16 protein-coding genes and 2 tRNA genes are annotated in these 17,249 nt (G+C 60.3%); 8 read left to right on the forward strand and 10 right to left on the reverse strand.

All coding sequences use genetic code 11. The features are described from left to right. Positions 1-11: 11 nt before the first annotated feature. A complete protein-coding gene (locus CKA38_RS09720; protein ID WP_108825296.1) occupies positions 12-818 on the reverse strand; it encodes a tRNA threonylcarbamoyladenosine dehydratase in 807 nt (268 codons plus the stop codon). A gap of 64 nt (positions 819-882) precedes the next feature. Next, on the reverse strand, positions 883-1,260 hold the full coding sequence (locus tag CKA38_RS09725) for a nucleotide pyrophosphohydrolase (protein WP_108825297.1): 378 nt from the start codon (positions 1,258-1,260) through the stop codon (positions 883-885). Between the two features lie 328 nt (positions 1,261-1,588). Between CKA38_RS09725 and CKA38_RS09730 the strand changes: the two genes are divergently transcribed. Next, a complete protein-coding gene (locus CKA38_RS09730; protein ID WP_236918990.1) occupies positions 1,589-1,981 on the forward strand; it encodes an Hsp20/alpha crystallin family protein in 393 nt (130 codons plus the stop codon). A 158-nt stretch (positions 1,982-2,139) separates the two neighbouring features. On the opposite strand, the gene CKA38_RS09735 is transcribed toward CKA38_RS09730, so the two are convergent. After that, on the reverse strand, positions 2,140-2,955 hold the full coding sequence (locus CKA38_RS09735; RefSeq protein WP_236918991.1) for an MBL fold metallo-hydrolase: 816 nt from the start codon (positions 2,953-2,955) through the stop codon (positions 2,140-2,142). Positions 2,956-2,977: 22 nt separating this feature from the next. After that, positions 2,978-4,249 carry a lactonase family protein gene (locus tag CKA38_RS09740; RefSeq protein ID WP_257791566.1) on the reverse strand — a complete coding sequence of 424 codons (1,272 nt, stop codon included), beginning with the start codon at positions 4,247-4,249 and terminating at the stop codon, positions 2,978-2,980. Between CKA38_RS09740 and hflX the strand changes: the two genes are divergently transcribed. The 3 genes from hflX (at position 4,250) to CKA38_RS09755 (ending at position 6,157) form a co-directional block, all read left to right on the forward strand. Further along, the gene (gene hflX / locus CKA38_RS09745) at positions 4,250-5,572 is read left to right on the forward strand and encodes a GTPase HflX (protein WP_108825299.1); all 1,323 of its coding nucleotides are present in this window, start codon (positions 4,250-4,252) and stop codon (positions 5,570-5,572) included. A gap of 30 nt (positions 5,573-5,602) precedes the next feature. Continuing rightward, positions 5,603-5,995 (forward strand): ACT domain-containing protein, encoded by a 393-nt coding sequence (locus CKA38_RS09750; RefSeq protein ID WP_108825300.1) that lies wholly within the window; start codon positions 5,603-5,605, stop codon positions 5,993-5,995. An 88-nt stretch (positions 5,996-6,083) separates the two neighbouring features. Next, positions 6,084-6,157 (forward strand) — tRNA-Gln (locus CKA38_RS09755). A gap of 74 nt (positions 6,158-6,231) precedes the next feature. Here CKA38_RS09755 and CKA38_RS09760 read toward each other — a convergent pair. The 3 genes from CKA38_RS09760 to CKA38_RS16430 all read right to left on the reverse strand — a co-directional run bounded on the left by CKA38_RS09760 (position 6,232) and on the right by CKA38_RS16430 (position 7,016). Then, a tRNA-Arg gene (locus tag CKA38_RS09760) sits at positions 6,232-6,306 on the reverse strand. Between the two features lie 149 nt (positions 6,307-6,455). Then, positions 6,456-6,785 carry a hypothetical protein gene (locus CKA38_RS16425; RefSeq protein ID WP_236919307.1) on the reverse strand — a complete coding sequence of 110 codons (330 nt, stop codon included), beginning with the start codon at positions 6,783-6,785 and terminating at the stop codon, positions 6,456-6,458. A gap of 18 nt (positions 6,786-6,803) precedes the next feature. Continuing rightward, positions 6,804-7,016, reverse strand: coding sequence for a hypothetical protein (locus CKA38_RS16430; RefSeq protein WP_236919309.1), 213 nt, complete (start codon positions 7,014-7,016; stop codon positions 6,804-6,806). Here CKA38_RS16430 and CKA38_RS16435 point away from each other — a divergent pair. Next, positions 6,928-7,350 (forward strand): CPBP family intramembrane glutamic endopeptidase, encoded by a 423-nt coding sequence (locus tag CKA38_RS16435; protein ID WP_338031106.1) that lies wholly within the window; start codon positions 6,928-6,930, stop codon positions 7,348-7,350. The genes CKA38_RS16430 and CKA38_RS16435 overlap by 89 nt on opposite strands. A gap of 82 nt (positions 7,351-7,432) precedes the next feature. On the opposite strand, the gene rseP is transcribed toward CKA38_RS16435, so the two are convergent. Beyond that, positions 7,433-8,887: an RIP metalloprotease RseP gene (gene rseP, locus CKA38_RS09770; protein WP_108825302.1), complete on the reverse strand. Its 1,455-nt coding sequence runs from the start codon at positions 8,885-8,887 to the stop codon at positions 7,433-7,435. Between the two features lie 289 nt (positions 8,888-9,176). Between rseP and CKA38_RS09775 the strand changes: the two genes are divergently transcribed. The 3 genes from CKA38_RS09775 to CKA38_RS09785 are packed head-to-tail and all read left to right on the forward strand — an operon-like array spanning position 9,177 to position 15,132. Then, positions 9,177-12,389 carry an outer membrane protein assembly factor BamB family protein gene (locus tag CKA38_RS09775; RefSeq protein WP_108825303.1) on the forward strand — a complete coding sequence of 1,071 codons (3,213 nt, stop codon included), beginning with the start codon at positions 9,177-9,179 and terminating at the stop codon, positions 12,387-12,389. Between the two features lie 36 nt (positions 12,390-12,425). Beyond that, positions 12,426-13,844 (forward strand): hypothetical protein, encoded by a 1,419-nt coding sequence (locus tag CKA38_RS09780; RefSeq protein WP_152032779.1) that lies wholly within the window; start codon positions 12,426-12,428, stop codon positions 13,842-13,844. A gap of 43 nt (positions 13,845-13,887) precedes the next feature. Then, a complete protein-coding gene (locus CKA38_RS09785; RefSeq protein WP_108825305.1) occupies positions 13,888-15,132 on the forward strand; it encodes a hypothetical protein in 1,245 nt (414 codons plus the stop codon). A gap of 116 nt (positions 15,133-15,248) precedes the next feature. On the opposite strand, the gene CKA38_RS09790 is transcribed toward CKA38_RS09785, so the two are convergent. Further along, positions 15,249-15,860, reverse strand: a complete 612-nt coding sequence (locus CKA38_RS09790) for a GNAT family N-acetyltransferase (RefSeq protein WP_108826530.1) — start codon at positions 15,858-15,860, stop codon at positions 15,249-15,251. 134 nt (positions 15,861-15,994) lie between these two features. Further along, positions 15,995-17,221 (reverse strand): 1-deoxy-D-xylulose-5-phosphate reductoisomerase, encoded by a 1,227-nt coding sequence (gene dxr / locus CKA38_RS09795; protein WP_108825306.1) that lies wholly within the window; start codon positions 17,219-17,221, stop codon positions 15,995-15,997. Positions 17,222-17,249 lie beyond the last annotated feature (28 nt).

A 17,249-nucleotide genomic window follows, 5' to 3' on the forward strand; every position in this document is an offset into this window, starting at 1 on the left:
GCGCCCAGAAGTTAAGCGCCTGAAGTTTCCCGTGGCAATTCCGCAATGAGCCTCACGGCTTCGCCCGCCGCCGCGAGGCCGAACGCCCCTGTCACAAACACCGCCGTGCCAAAGCCGCTCTCGCAATCGAGCTTGAGGTTGCTCCCCGGCTCCTGCTCGGTCGAGCATGTGCCGTCCGCCCACGGATAAACCGGCTTCTCCGCCGAATACACGCAGCGCACGCCGTAGCGGTGTCCCTCGCCGCGCGCGAACCCGTGGTCGCGGCGCAATTTTTTTCGCACCAGCCGCAACAAATCATCGCTGACGGATTCGCCGAGGTCGCCCGTGCGGATCGCGCTCGCGTCACGCTTGCCGCCCGCGCCGCCCACCGTCACGCAGGCGAGTCCGCGTTGCGCGCAACTTGCGATGAGCAGCGCCTTGTTTGTCACCGAGTCAATCGCGTCGATCACGCAATCAAAGCGTGTCGCAAGCATTCGCTCCGCTGTTGCCGAGGTAAAAAACTCCGGCAGTGTTTCGACGCGGATTTCCGGATTGATCAGCCGCATGCGCCGCGCAAGCACGTCGACCTTGGGCCGTCCGATCTCGCCCTCGATTGCGGGCAGCTGACGGTTCACATTGGTCACGCACACATCGTCGAGATCGATGAGCGTGAGCGCGCCGACACCCGAGCGCGCCAGGCCCTCGACCGTCCAGGAGCCCACGCCGCCCACGCCCACCACGCACACATGCGCGTCGTGCAAACGCGACAGTCCCTCGCGTCCGAATAATCGTCCCGCACCGCCGAAACGGTCCTGATAGTTCTGGGAAAGTTTTGTCATTCTGTTTTTCGAGGAGGATCGAAACCTATGGCCGGGCCGGGATGGTTTGCCCCGCCATCTTGTTTCACAGTTCCGTGTATTTTTCCGAGCGCCCGCGCGCCTTCTCGACCGGGTATTTTTTTCCGTTGGCCTCCATCTTTGATTCGATCGCCGCCGCCACGTCGATGCCGGTCGCGTTTGCAAACTCAAGCGCGTAGATGATCACATCGGCGAGCTCCTCCTCGATCTTTTTGCGCCGGGCCGGATCATTTTTTGCAATGTCGCGGGACGCGCCGGCCTCGGCCCAGAGAAAATGCTCCATCAATTCGCCCGCCTCCGCGGCGAGCGCCATGCTCAGGTTTTTGGGCGCGTGAAACTGCTCCCACTCGCGCTCGTGCACGAACGCGAGGATGCGCGCCTTAAGCTCGGCCACCGTTGTCTTATCATCATTCAGTGATTTCATAATCGGGTAAAATCTATGCGAAATATTCGCGGGACAAAATAAAAACTTGTCGGGAACCTGTGGACGAATATCCATGTCACTCGTCAAGTCCATCACATGAATCTGTCATCACAGCATTATCGCAGCCACGCCGGCGCTTCGTTTACGAAGGCCCGCGCGTGTGTTTTCTGCGTTCAATTGCGACAGATTTCCGTCATGTCCTGGACAAAGAAAACGAACGGCACGGGCAATACGGCATAAACATCCGTTTTTCTTTCGGAACACGTTTTAGCCAATCAAGCCCGGCCTTCTCAAACCCGAGAGAGGAGTAACTGCACACATGCACACAATGATCCACACCGACACCACAACCGAAACCGACAGTAGCAACCGCATTGCCAAATCCGAGTTCCGCAATCCGCACTACGATTGTCAGCACGAAGGTGACTCCATGAAACTCATCGTCTACGTTCCCGGCGTCGACGCAACCGGGGTGGACATTACGATGCGAGGCCCCGATCTCACGATCACGGCGCGCAAGAAACGATTTATCCGGCGAAACTGGAACGGCCTCCAGCTCGAGCGCGTGCAGCGCGACTACATGCTCTGCCTGCGCGTGGGTTACGGTTACGATCCGTCAACAATGACGGCGGACCTTCGCAACGGCATCCTCACGCTCAACCTGCCCGTTCGAGCGGCGAGCGTCGCGCCGCCTGTTCCCGTGCTCGCCGGGGCCGCGTGATAAGCGCGCGGCGTCCAAGGGCTCGCGCACACACTTTGCCGGCAGGTGTTTCCTTCCCCGCAGTCCCGGCCATCCGGGCCGTCTGCGCGGATGGGACGCCGCCGGTGCATGTATTCGAAAACAAATACGCGCGCGATGTTCGCGCGCCAATTTTCCCCTCACGCAAACTCATAAAACATCGTGCTCTCGCCCGGGGGCACGATGGCAAACGGACACCGCAGTTTCGCGTCGATCCCGTCAAGCGCGCGCTGGATCGCCTCGGCGCTGTTGCATTCGCGGCTGAGGTGCGTGAGGTAAATTTGCCGCCACGCCGGGCTCTCCACGGATTCAAGCAGTTCGCGCACCGCGTGATTCGAGAGGTGCCCGTGGCGGCCGCTGATGCGCTGCTTGGTCGACCACGGGCGCCGCTTGTCAGCCTGCAACATTTCCGGGCAATGGTTCGCCTCGACCACCAGCACCTCGGCGTTGCGAATGCGCTCGTGGATGTGCCGCGGCGTGTGCCCCAGGTCGGTCAGCCACGCGACGCTGCGCGCGGCGCCGTTGTTCTCCGGCGCGGCATTGCCGTGATGCGTGAACAAAAAACCCACCGGTTCCTGCGCGTCATGCGGCACGGAAAAACTTTCCACCTGCAGATCGAGAAAATCAAAGCGCGCGCCTGTCTCGAACAACTGCCACGCCGGGGTGTGCTTTAGTTTTGCCTGCACAACGCGCGCCGTCGCCCGGTTCGCGAACACTTTTATTTGCGCGTGTTTCGCCAGCCCGCAGATCGCCGACGCATGGTCGCCGTGCTCGTGCGTGATAAAAACCGCGTCGATGTTCGCAAGCGACTCACCCACGCCCGCAAGCAGTTCGTTCGTGCGTCGCGCGGAAAATCCCGCGTCAATCAGCACACGCGCGCGCGGAGTCTGGAGCAGCGCGCAATTGCCATCGCTGCCGCTCCCCAAAATACAAAAACGCATGCGCGGAACACTCATTTTTCGAGAAGCACGGATAAGATCACTTCGCGGGCCAAAACACAACACACACGCACGCCGGCACGCCGAATCGTTTTGCGGGCTCCGCGAGTTTCCCTGTCGTCGCGTCGATGCGGAAACTTGCGACGTTATTCGCATCCTGGTTCGCGCAGAGCAGCCAGCCGCCGTCCGGGCTGATCGCAAAATGCCGCGGGTGCGCCAGGCCGCCCGTGCGCTGCAAGAACGCCAGCCGTCCGCTCGCCGGATCGACGGCAAACGCCGCGATGCTCTCGTCGTTCGCGCGATTTGACGCATACAGGAATTTTCCCGAGCGATGCACCGCCACTTCCGCCGACCAGCGGCGTCCCGAAAAATCCGGGGGAACCGTCGAAACGGTTTCGATTTCGCGCAACCCTCCGGTCGCGGCATCGTAGGCGAAAACCGTCACCGTTGCGGCCAGCTCGTTGATCGCATACATGAACCGCGCGTCCGGGGAAAATGCCAGGTGCCGCACGCCGCAACCTTCCGCAAGCGCCGCGGCCACTTTGCCGTCGGCCAGTTTGCTTTCAGGCGTGATGCGATATGAGAAAATCCTGTCCGCCGCCAGGTCCGCCGCAAATGCGAAGCATCCGTCAGGGGACACTTTGATGCAATGCGGATGAGGCGCTGATTGCTGCGGATGTTTTCCCGTCAGCGTGTGCTCGACACGCGACGCGCACTCGCCGAGCGAGCCGTCCGCGCGAATCGGAAACGATTGCAAATACCCGCCCGAATAATGCGCAGTGAGCACTGTGCGCCCGTCCGGTGTGACCGAGATGTAAGTGCCGTTTGTCGCACCATCGGCGACTTGGTTGATAAGCGTGAGCCCTCCCGATTTCGGATCAATCGCGTATGCCAGCACAACACCGCCCGTCTTGTCGTCGCCGCCCACCGCGTAAAGCACCGGCAGTGTCGGATGCGTTGCCAGAAAGGTCGGGTTCGCCGCTTCCGCCGCCAGCGTCGGCTCGGATGTCGCGCCAACTTTTTCATCAAACCCCGCCACATAAATCCCCTGCTCGGAGGTTTGCGTGTGTAAGTGCCAAAATAAACGAACTGCCCGGATGTCGCGAGAGAAGTCATGATGAAAAGAAAAGTTGAGAGAAATAAACGCATGCGAAACCAAACCCTGTGCCAAGTCTATGGGAACGGATAAAAGGCGCGCCGCACCCGTTCGCAAGGGCGCAATTAAAAGAAAGATCGCCTCCTCTCTCCATTCCGACGCTTTCGGCTTCCATTTTGCCCGATTCCCGCTTCCTCTACGCGCTTTCAAACACACATGGCAGATTTTCTCACAGCCACGCCATCGACCGATGATTCCAAGAAATGCGAGCGCGCCTTTCTCGTCGGCGTGCAAACTCCGGGCATGAAACCCGGCGAGGCCCGCGAGTTGCTCGATGAGCTTCGCGAACTTGTTGAAAACCTCGGCATCGGCGTCGTCTCCGAGGAGCTTGTCAATTTGCGCACGCCCAATGCCGCCACGCTGCTCGGCTCGGGCAAGACGCATGCGGTCATCGCGGCGGCCCGCGCCGCGCACGCCGACTTGATCGTCATTGACGAGCCGCTCTCGCCCGCGCAACAGCGCAACTGGGAAAAGGAATCCGGCGTTGCAGTTATCGACCGCGAGGAGGTGATCCTCGATATTTTTGCCGAGCGCGCCAGCACGCGCGAAGCCGTGCTTCAAGTCGCGCTCGCCCGCATGGAATACTCGTTGCCGCGCCTCACTCGCGCGTGGACGCATCTTTCGCGCCAGCGCGGACGCGGAAAGCTTGGCGGCGAGGGCGAGACGCAGCTCGAGCAGGACCGCCGCATTGTGCGCGACCGCATCACGCACCTGCGCCTCGAGCTCTCCAAGGTCGTCAGCCAGCGCGACGTGCAGCGCCACCGGCGCATGCGCGTGCCGGTGCCGACCGCGTCGATTGTGGGCTACACCAACGCGGGCAAGTCCACGCTCCTCAACAGGCTCACCGGCGCGCATGTGCTCGCTGAAAACAAACTCTTCGCCACGCTCGACCCGACCACGCGCCAGCTCGTGCTGCCAAACAACCAGAAGCTCCTGGTCACGGACACCGTCGGCTTCATCCGGCGCCTGCCGCACCGCCTCGTGGAGGCGTTCAAGGCCACGCTCGAGGAGGTGATTGTATCCGATTTTCTGATACACGTCATCGACGTCTCGAACCCCGATTTTGAAAAGCACCACGCCACGACGCTCGCCGTGCTCGACGAGCTCGGCGCCGCGGACAAGACGATTGTCACGGTTTTCAACAAAACCGACCTCGCCGATGCCACCGCGCGCGCGCGTGCGCTGGCGCTTGCGCCCGACGCGTGTTTTGTGAGCGCGGCCACTGGTGAAAACGTGGACGTCCTGCTTGCCCGCTGCGCCGGGCTGATTGCCGACCAATACGCGTCCGCGCGACTGTATATTCCGCACACCCGTTACGACCTTGTTGCGAAACTGCACAAGCTCGGGCATGTGCAGCACGAGGAGCAATTTGACACCGGCGTGTATGTTGAAGGCCGCATTCCGCCCGCGCTTGCCGCCGCTTACGAAGCGTTTGCCGTTGCGAAAAAGCCGACAGGAAAGAAGAAACGAAAACAGTAACCCTTGGTTCCCCGCCCAATATTTCAAAAAATGCAGTTGCGATTCCAGTTACTACCGGGGGCCTACGTCGTCGCAAAACTTGCCGGTTCCGTCCCTGCGTTTCCAATGGAGGCGAAGCCACGCGCGTTGTTTTCGCTCACACTCACCGATGATGAAGTCTCGCTTGTGTGCGAGGAAGGCGGGGTGCCTGCATCGGCAGTGTGCGCAAGCATCCAGCGCGACTGGCGCGTCTTGAAAATTGAAGGCGTCCTGGACTTTTCACTTGTGGGAATCCTCGCGCGGATCACGGGGGTGCTTTCGTCGAAGGGCATCAGCATTTTTGCGCTCTCGACCTACAATACGGATTACATCCTGGTGCAATCGAAGTCGCTTCCCGCCGCGATGAGCGCCCTGAGGGCGGAGGGGTATGTGATATCCGAATAAAAGCCGGTGGATATGCGGAAAAATTGCGACTGGTGAAATCCCGCTCTTGACGTGTCTGCGAATCGCGCCAAGGTCATGCCCCTTATTTTGCCCGATGGTGTAATGGCAGCACAGGCGACTTTGACTCGCCTAGTCATGGTTCGAATCCATGTCGGGCAGCCAATGCTGAAACGGGGTATTTTTTTAGATTTCTAAAAAATCTAAAGTTTCCCTCCGGCTTTTCTCCAAAAAGAGAATGGTGCAAGCGCCGGGAGTCGAACCCGGATCAACGGCTTCGGAGACCGCTACACTATCCATTGTGCTACGCCTGCGCTGGTGGTTGCACGCGGGTAATTCACGGGGAATGTCGGGCGAGTTCAAGCATTCGTTTTTGTAAACGCCGGGAATGCTTGCCGGATGCGTTTGGAGGTTTTCGCGTGACTATAATGTGTGGGCGGCTAATTCTGGCGGACATGTTATCTTACTCCAAGGGCCGCGCTGTCATCGTGTTTCTCAAATGGATGCTGTGTTTTATCGCGCTGAACCAAGTGGTTGCCTTGATCTTTGCCGTGTTTGCGGCGGCGCGGCTTTTGTGCGCGGGCGAGGCGTTGACGCTGCAGGCCTTGATGGGCGCGATGACTTCGCCTTGGGTGGCCGCGATTGGCAACACATCGGCCTGGCTTGTGTTCATGTTTTGGGAGATGAAGAGCGTGCGGGTGCCCTGGCGCGCGGCGCTTGTGTGGCGCGCCAAGCCGGTCTTGCTGTTCGTGCCGGTCCTGCTGATCGGGCTGGGGATGATAATCTTGATCAACGAGCTGGACGTGCGTTTTCAGGAATTGCTGCCCATGTCGGACTCGTTCAAGCGGTTGATGGGCGACATGGGCGATGTCTCAAAGTGGCCGGTTGGCTCGACGGTGACGCTGGTGATGGTGGCGCCTTTCACAGAGGAGTTTTTGTGCAGGGGGGTGTTTTTGCGCGGAATGCTTAACAGGTTGCGTCCGTGGACGGCGATTGTGCTGTCGGCGGTTTTTTTCGCGGTCATGCACTTGAATCCGTGGCAGGCGGTGTCGGCGTTTACGATCGGGCTGGTGCTGGGGTGGATTTACATGCGCACGCGGTCGGTGGCGCTTTGCGTTTTTGTGCACGCGCTCAACAATGCGGTGGCGCTCTACTTCATGAGCAAAATGAACACCGTGTCCGAGGCTGATTTGTTTTGGGAAAACACTTGGTGGATGAATCTCGGCGGGGTGGCATTGCTCGCAGCGGGTGTGACGTGGTTGTGTCTCGCCACGCGCAAAGGCGCGCCACCGGATGAATACGCGGCGTCCAAACCCCCGCCGCTGCCGCAGATGTCGACGGAGCCGACGAGCAACTGAATCCGGAAAACGGAATGATTCGAATCGTCCTTGTGTATTTGCGGACGGCTTGCCGTTGGGCGCCAGCGGCGGCGACGCGGTGTTATTTCGACGGTGCCTCGGTTGCCGGTTCAGCTGGCGCTTGTTGCTGCGCGGCGGGCGCGGGCTTGGATTGCGGGAGATTGCGACGCACATCGAAAAAGCTCACGTAGATGATCATCGAAAACAGAAGGAGCATGAAGACGCTTTGCGTGGTTGCGATGACGCTTGCGGGCAGGGGGCGTCCGCGGAGTTTTGCGATGACAGCAAAGAGAATGTGTCCGCCGTCGAGCACGGGGATCGGCAGCATGTTGAAGATCGCGAGGCTGACGTTGATCAGGACAAGGAAATAGAAGACATCGATGATGCTGGATTTTGCCGCCGAACTGATGATCGTGACGATGCCGATGGGGCCGCTCATTTTGTCGAGGCCGATGTCGGAGTTGCGATTGCCGAGGCTTTTGAGCGTGCGCCAGGTGCGCGTGAAAACCTCCCCGATTTGCTCCCAGGGCGCGATGTGCACCGTTCTGACCGGGAGTATGGCGCCCAGTGTCACGCCAATCATGTAGGCGGGTTCCTTGGTCTGGGGATTTTCCGAGAGGCGAGGGGTGAGCGTGATTGTGTGCTCCTTGTCCGCGCGAGTGTATTTAAGGGTGATCGGCTTCTCCTTTGTTTGCGCGATATGGTCGATGATTGTCGAGGTGCTTTGGATTTCGCGCCTGTCAACCGTCAGCAGAATGTCACCGGGTTTGAGTCCCGCATCCGCTGCGGCGGAGCCCGGGACGATGTCCGCCGCGACGACTTTTGTGGCAATCGAGATGCCTATGCTGCGAAGATTGTCGCGCGAAACATAAGCGGGAAAAACATCAATGTCGCGGATCGCCCCGTCGCGTTTGATGGTGAGCGTGGCCTTGGGCTTGTCGTTTTCACCACGACCGGAGCCGAGCATGATGCTTTCGAAGATGTCGCTGAACGTGGAGACTTTGCGTCCGTCAACCGCGAGCACGGTGTCGCCCGCCTTGATGCCCGCCGCGGCCGCGGGACTGGTGATTATTTTGCCGTCGCTTGTTTCAATGCTCGGGCGCACAACGCCGATGACATTGGGTTGCTCCGATACCTGCTGGCCGACCGCCCATACGATTGTCGCGAGCAGGAATGCGAAGATCACGTTGAAGACCGCGCCGGCCGAGGCGACGATCACCTTGGTTGAAAATGAAATCGGCGGGAGTTTTTCAGCGGCGGTTTGGGTCTCGCCCTCGATCGCGCCCATGTCGGCGAGCTGCGGCAGCGCGACGTAGCCGCCGAGCGGCAGCCAGGAGAGCCGGTATTCGACGCCGTCCTTGCCGGTCCATGAAACGATTTTCGGGCCGAACCCAATCGAGAAGCGCTCGACTTTCATGCCGCGTTTGCGCGCTGCGAGAAAATGGCCGAGTTCATGGACAAAGATCGACACGCCCAGGAAAAAAATGGCGAGCGCGATATACCAGGCGTTGGAAAAAATTGTTTGGAGGAGATCCATCGGGAAAATTGGAGGAGAGGCTGTGAGGTGACCGGGCTGTCATTCTCGGTTGGTTGTGCGTCGCGGCTCAATGGTTTTTTTCATTGTCGGGGTTACAATTTTGTAAGGCAGCCGGGAAATCGGCGGCTTGGCGGGCGGCGGGTGGCAAAAATATTTTTTCGGTTTTCGGACTGTTTGGATTTCTTGGAAATTTACAGTTATTTTCCATTTTGCCCATAAAGCATTGTAAACATTTCACGTCCGGTTTCGCTGCATTCCACTTTTTTAAAAAACCGCATCCCTTGTCCACATGTCCCTTCGCGCTTTCACTTTTTCCGACGGAATCTCGAACAAATACTGGTATCTGCAGATCAGCGGGAGCAGCTTTTCGACGTTGACGGGGAAGATCGGCGGCTCGGCGGCGGGGAAACTTGAAACGAAAACTTTTCCCTCGTCCGAGGTTTGCGAAAAGGAGGCCGCCGCGCTTGTGGCGCAGCGCGTGCGCAAGGGGTTTGAGGAGGTCACGGACGCCGGGGCGCTGGCCGACGCCGCGAGCGCTTTTCAGTCGGTCGCGTCCGCACCTCCCGCGCCGGCCGCCGCGCCGCAATCCGTTCTTTCGCGTCCTTCGCTTGGCATACAGGACCAGGATGTTCGCAAATTTCTGCGCCTTTGCGGCAAGGGCGACATCGAGGCCGTCCGCTGTTTTCTCAAGGAGGGGCTCGATCCCGACGCGGCGACCGAGTGGGGGCACGCCTACGACGAGGCCATCAAAAACGGTCACGAGGAAATCGTCCGGCTTTTCACTCCGCTGATAAAGACATTCGCGTTTCAAGGCTCCGGACACATCGAAACCGCGGCGGGGCGGGGCGACGCCATGGTGCGCGTCATGATTGATTCCGGCCACGATGTCGCGCGCGATCCGCACGTCATAAAAATACTGCCGCACGTCGGCGCCGAGCTTGCCGTGGAGATCATCGGGCGCGCCGGGCTCGACTTAAAATCCGCCGCGTGCGAACACCTGCTTTGCCGCGCGATTGTGGCGAAGAACCGTCCGTTTGCCGACTGGCTTCTTGGGCACGGCGCGCAGTGTTCGTCGATCGATCCGCAAAGCGGGCTTGGCGTGATGCATGCGGCGCTTGAGCTCTACGGGCACGACTTGGATTTTGTCCGCCGTCTCGTCGGGGCGGGCGCCAAGGTCAGCGCGATCAGCCGCGGTCATCATGGCGGCGGTCTCACGGCGATTGAGCATGCCCGCGGTAAAATGAGCGCCGAGGTGGAGCATTTTGCCGCGGCGCACGATGACGGCGAAATTCCGCCGGAGGACCTTTTCCGCGCCGCGCGCCATGGCGGGACGCATTTGATCGAGCGCTATCTTTCCCGTCCGTTCAGCAAAATAAACGTGCGCGATTCGGCGGGGCGCACGCTTTTGCACCACGCCTGTTTTACGGAGCACGAGAGCGACGCGATCATCGTGGCGATGTTTCTCATCAAGCGCGGCATCGACGCCAACGCCCGCGATTCGCTCGGCCGCAACGCGCTGTTCTATTACAACTTCACCAGCTCCGGCACGCCCTCCGCGCTCGGCAAGCAGATAAACGCATTTCTGGGCGTGGACAATTTTCACAACGCCGTGCTGGCGGGCGTCAGCTCGATTATGTGGAAGGATTTGCGCGAGGCCGCCGGATACAAGGAGCCCGCCTCGCCCGGGGAGCGTTTCAAGCAATGGCTTTCCGGCGCGATCGGCGACCGCGACATGCTCACGCTCATTTTGAAAAAGGCCGGCGCCGATGTCGATTGCGCCGACAACGAGGGCATGACGCCGCTTCTGTTTCACGCGCGCCACGAGCCGCAAATCGACGGGCTGGACGCGCCGTGCGACGCGTCGCCGAACGCCATGGCGCGCGATCCGCACATGCGCCGCTACCATGCGCTTTGGTCGCTGCTTCGCGCCGGCGCGGATGTCACCCGGCGCTATCGCGACAACGGCGCGACGGCGCTGCATTGCGTGCAAAGCTCGGATATTTTTGAGAAGGAAAAACTGCACCAGCTTTTCCGCCGTCTGGGCGCCGATGTGGACGCCCGCGACGCGAACGGTCGCACGCCGCTGCACTACGCCGCGCTTTGCGTTAGCGAGGAACAGTTCATGGATCTTCACACCGAGGACGCCATCGAGGACCTCGTCACCCACGGCGGTGCGGACCCGAATATCGGCGACAATGACGGCAACACTCCGCTGCATCTGGCGCTGCGCAATCCGCGCGTCGGGCGTTATGCCTCCCGCGCGCTGCTCAAGCATGGCGCGAATCCTTTTGCGAAAAACAAAACCGGCCGGACGCCCGAGGACATCATGGTCGAGCTCGATGTCCGCAAGGGTTACGACGAGGCGATTCGCGAATACGTCGCCAAATCCCGCGCGCCGGGCGATGTCGCGATTGCGTGGAGTCCGGTGCCTATTGCCGGCAAGCCGGACGCGCCCGCCTCGCAACTCGCGCTCCGTGCCGCGCTCGCCCTCGGCAAATATGATATTGATTATATAACCGCGCTCGCGCCGGACCGCATCTTCGTTATCGGACTGCACGACCAGGCGCATTGTATAAACAGCCTCACGGGGGAAATCCTCTGGCGGCATGCCGGCATGCACTATCCGGTGATGCACGGCGGCACGCTTTATTGCGGACTCGACGACAAGCGTTTCGGCGCGCTCGATCCCGCCACCGGCGCGGAGCTTTGGAGTGTCGGCGTGGGCTCGGAAGTCCGGACGCCCGTTCAGATTCACGAGGGCAGGCTCGCCATTTTCAGCGCGGGGCGGGCAGTTGTCGCCGTGGATATCGCGGCGCGCGCGCAGCACTGGAAACTCACCCAGGACGAACGCGCGCCCGACCAGATTTTGCTCTGGAAAAACCAGGCGGTCTTTATCTCCCCGAAACTCGGCGAGGACATGCTTTGTTATGTGGACATTGCCAGCGGCGCAAAGACCGACGAGCAGTCCGTTAACATACACGATTCGCCCATGCTTCTGGTCGGCGACACCGCCTGGGCGCTCCTGTATCAGGAGCTTCACCGGCTGGACTTGGGCACGGGCAAATGCCTCCCCACGGGACACGAATTTGAGGACGACTCGCGCTGGCGCGATTACAGCGTGCGCCGGGTCATGCACCACGACGGGAAATTGTATATATTCACCTCCCTCCAGCCGCGTCAAAAGGACGCCGACGGCAATCGCGAAAAAAACACATACCGCCTCTGCGTCATCGACGGCAACAAGGCGCTGACGGTGACCGATTGCGAGTCCGATGGCGCGGTGGCGATCGCGGGCGACAAATTTATTCACCTCTCCCATGCCGACAGAAGGCTGGGAGTTTATAATTTGAACACAAAGGCGTGGGCCCACTGGCATTTCCCGTGGTTCACCGGCAGCGACGAGGTGGAGCGCCACATGCACATCTCCGACGGCTGCATATTCGTCAGCCAGAAAGGCGGCGACAAGCACGCCGAGCGCGACCTTCTCTATGTGATCGGCTGACGCGCGCGCGGCCCTTAAATAGTATTAATTTTTCCCATGAAACCAGAACTCGACACAGAATCCCGACTATTCAAGAAACCCTTCCATGTTGTATTCCGGAATGCAGGAATCGAATTTTTGATTCCCAAAAATTACAACAGCAAGATACAGGACCTCAAGCAGCGCCGTTACAAGGAAATCGACGGGGAGCATTACCTCTTCTGCAAAAGCGGCGACGGCACCTTCGCCATCGACCCGCCGGCCGCGGCGCCCGGATACACAATTTCCATTTCGCACATGCCCGAATACACGGCGGAGTTTTATTATCAAAACTACAGCGGCATGTATGAGGACATCAGCGCGAGCCTGCCCGACGATTTGCAGATGCCCGTCACGGCGCTCTCGGTCACGCCCGCGCCGATCGGCACCATCAGCTGCCAGCTTGTCCTCGACGCGCCCGCGGGCGGCGTTGTCCTCATGACGGGCAGCGGCATTCCGCGCGACGACCTTGATGAATTCACGGCCCTTGCCGAATATATAAAACCGTATGAGGGCGATATCCCCGACGAGTCGGACAAGGACGCATACAAGGCCAACACCTATCATCCCGAGATCAAGCCGGAGGACGAGGAGGTCGACGAGGACGATGCCGAGGGCGTGTCGCGCAGCCTGTATCCCGAGCTCAACGTTTACGACGCCGAGGATCACAAAAAATGTTACAAGGGCGACGAGGACCAGATCACCGTCGATCTCAAGGACAAGGACCAGATGCGCCGCGTGCTCAACTTCCTCATCAAAAACTTTGACGACATGGCCGACTATGAATTCGGCGAGGAAAAAGACGGCGAGTTCAAGGAGTATGATTTCAGGGCCGACGACATCGGCTACGACAGCGAAATCCCCTTTTACACGGCCGCGGCCGCCTTTCCCGAGCTTCACAAAAAAATACTCGCCTACATCGACCTCGCCATCGACTCCGACGGCGCCTGGCGCAACGACGAGGTGCCCAAAGGCATGAACGCCGCCTACGCCATGGCGATGCAGGACCAGAAATATATTCCGAAATATATACAACTCCTGCGCAGCATGGACATGGACCACGAGGTTTACCAAGGCGGCCAGATCGTTTCCATCGCCGCCAAGTGGAAGGATTACGACAACGTGCTCGCGCTTCTCGCCACCCGCGCGTGCACGGGCGCGGGCCAGCACGGGATCGAGACGCTCGGCTTCATCGTGGAGCATATTTTGCCCGAGTTGAAAAACGAGGGGCAGAAGCGGGACACGTTCATCGGCCACCTTTTTGTCGACGCCACCAGGCACCACGACCACACCCGCGGCCGCTACGACCAGTTGCTCAAATACTATATCGCCCCCGTGCTCGACATGCTCGAGGTCGATTACAACGAGCAAAAGGTCGAGATTGTGCTGCAAATAGCCGGAGCCGGAAGCATGCCCGGCGCCTCCGACCTAATATAATTTCCACCATCGGAAAAACCACCCAACAAAAAAACATAATACAATGATTACACGCACCTATTATAAAAACAAAAAGAAGAAGCAGGACTGGTTCATGCAGATCGACGGCACGACCATCGTCCACGGCGAGACGCCCGAGACGGCCGTGACGCTCACGCACCCCACCGCCGCTGCGATGGCCGTCACGATGAACGACCTCATCATGAAAAAGTGCAGCACCGGTTTTGAGTTCGACCGTGTCGAGCAAATCGAAACCGAGTCCGACAAAAAGGCGCGCACGGTTGGCGGCGTCGAGCTCGGCACCAATCAGTTTGTCGTCGATTTTGGCGACGCGGCCTCGCTCGAAAAAGTGATCCGCCAGCACAACGACCAGTATCACCAATACACGGACGCGGTTCAAAACAAGGGCGTCGCCTACGGCGCGGTCAAGGGCGGCAAGTTCGTCCCGCACGAGGCCAAAAGCGGCGACAACGAGCTCGATTTCTACATGGCCGTCGCCTCGCACGCAAAACTCCGCCCGATCCTCGCCGAGTTCATCGGCAAGATCTCCCTGGGCAATTATGAGCAGGATCCGATGATGCGCGATGCCGAGGTGCCGCTCGGATCAAACGCCGTTTATGCGCTCGCGCTCGCGGACAAGAAATACCTCAAGGCCCACACGGAGTTCTGCGACAGTATTCCCATCGGCTGTTACATCGCGCGTTTTAACGACGACACGCCCGACGGCGGCCGCCACGTTCCCGCGCTTCTCAACAAGTGGAAATACTCCGCCTCCGACGAGGACACGATGAACTTCCTCGTGGCGCAGCTCCTCCACGACGACAACGAATACGCAAAGGACGACATCGATTGCATCATGAAGGAGCACGGCTTGGAGGAGGCGCTGAAGGACAAGAAGTTCAAGGAGCTCCTCTACACGAAGTTCGCCTATCGCGCCGCCCACCTCGAAAGCCATCGCAATATAGAAGACCGCGCGCTCGGATTATACATATTCATTTCGCTGAACGCGCTTGGCATCACCTGCAGCAAGCAGGACGCGATGATCTTCGGCCACATGATTGACGATATCGGTTCCTATCCGAGCCTCGCCCAAATCATCAAGGGCGGCCTCGATCCCGAAGAAGACGACTATGTCCCATACGACGATATGGATGACGACGACGACGACGATGATGATGATGACGATGATGATGATGATGACGACGACGACGATGATGACGACGATGAGGACGAAGATGATGATGAGGACGAAGACGACGACGACGATGAAGATGAAGATGATGATTAAGGCCTAGCACACCAAACCGGGGTTTGGGCTGGCGGGTGAGGCTTCACTCATCCGCCGGCTCAAATCTTGTCATCGTCACGACTTCAAATCGGACCTCATAAAAACAGCGCGGGCGTTCAAGCCCGCGCTGTTTCATTTTCAGTCTTAAAACTTTCTCGTCGCACGGCGTCGAGCCGGTAGAGGACGTGTTCGCTCAACGGGTGATCGTGCGGGATCGAGGGGTGCCGGAACGCGGGCGGGTTCCCCGGCGTCATTCCGAGGCGTTGCATCACCGCTTGCGAACGGTGATTGCGGGTGGTGGTGATTGCCACGATTTCGGAAAGGCCGAGCCGGTTGAAACCAAAGTCGATGGAGGCGCGCGCGGCCTCGATTGCATAACCCTTGCCCCAGTGGTCGGGGAAAAGCCGCCAGCCGACCTCGACGCAAGGCATGAAGGGGAACGGGTGCCGCGGGATTTGCAGGCCGACGGAACCGATGAAAACGGGCGCGCTGTTTCCGGCGATTGTTTCGCGCAATTCGACGGCCCAGAAACCCCAGCCGTGCCCGGTAATGTGCGCGGCCCAGCGATCCATGATGACATCGCTCGCGGCGCGGTCATCGACGGGCATCAAAAACTCCATCACGCGCGGATTTCGGCAAAGCTCAAAAAACGGCTCGCGATCGGAATCGCGCCATTGGCGAAGACGGAGGCGCGGCGTGGTGAGTTCGGTGATTGCGGGAGCGGACATGGTGTATTTTTGGAGTGCGGTGGCAGAGGGCGCGTTAGCGACCGGCGACACCGCTTTGGATGATTTGTGGGTTTCCCCGGATGCGAAAGCGGCGTCGCCGGGCTGCGCCCTCTGCCGCCGCACTCCAAGGAGGTTTACAGGAAATTCTTCGCCACTCGGCGGGCCTCGGCGTCGAGGGCGAGGACGGTGTCGAGTGTGGCGGGGTCGCGCGCGGCCTCGGCGGCGAGGGCGGCGAGTGTTTTTTCAACGGTGCGCGGAATGCCGGGGAAGGGGAGTTTGTTTTCGAGAAAGGCGGCGACGGCGATTTCGTTTGCGGCGTTGTAGATCGCGGGGGCGGCGCCGCCGGTGCGCATGGTTTGCTTGGCGAGGGCGAGCATGGGGAAGCGCGTTTCGTCAACGGGACGGAAATCGAGCGTGAGCAGGCGGTCGAGGTCGAGCGCGCCTTCGGTGCCGGCGGCGCTGCGCGCGGGGTGGAGCAGGGCGTGCTGGATGGGAAACGTCATCGAGGGCGGGCAGAGTTGCGCGAGCATGGCGCCATCGGTGAACTCGACGAGCGCGTGCACGATGCTTTGCGGATGGAGCACCGCGGCGCATTGCTCGGGACGCAGCCCGAAGAGGATTTGGGCCTCGATGAGCTCGAGCCCCTTGTTGGCGAGCGTGGCGCAATCGACGGTGATCTTCGGCCCCATCGCCCAATTCGGATGCCGGAGCGCGTCGGCGGGCGTGGCGCTTGCGAGGCGTTCGGCCGGCCAGTCGCGAAACGCGCCGCCGCTCGCGGTAAGCGTGACGCGGCGCACGGCGGCGTCGGCGGGGCGTCCGGCGAGGCATTGGAAAACGGCGTTGTGCTCGCTGTCCACGGGGATGAGTTTCGCGTTGTGGCGGCGGGCCGCGTCCATCACGAACTTGCCGGCGAGCACGAGGATTTCCTTGCTCGCGAGCGCGAGTGTCTTGCCGGCCTCAATCGCGGCGAGCGCGGGATGGAGCCCCTGCGTGCCGACGACGGCGACGAGCACGGTGTCGGCCTCGGGGAGTTGCGCGAGCGAGAGCAGGCCATCCACGCCGGGGGCGTGGAGGAATGCGGAATGCGGAGTGCGGAATGCGGAATGTGAGACGGCGGCGGCGCGGGCTTTTTCGTCGAAGAGGGCGACGTGGGGGACGCGGAATTTTTCCACGATGCCGGCGAGCTTTTCCCAATTCGAATGCGCGGCGACGGCGACGAGCTCAAGCTGGTCGGGATGCGCGGCGATGACGCGCAGCGTGTTTTCACCAATGGAGCCGGTCGCGCCGAGCAACGCCACGCGCCTGCGGCGCGTGGCTAATGAAGAATGAGGAATGGAGAATGAAGAATGGTCGGAGGACATTCGTTATGGAGAATTTTCAGGAGAGCGT

The sequence above is a fragment of the Ereboglobus luteus genome, from assembly GCF_003096195.1.
GTDB classification, from domain to species: Bacteria; Verrucomicrobiota; Verrucomicrobiia; order Opitutales; family Opitutaceae; genus Ereboglobus; species Ereboglobus luteus.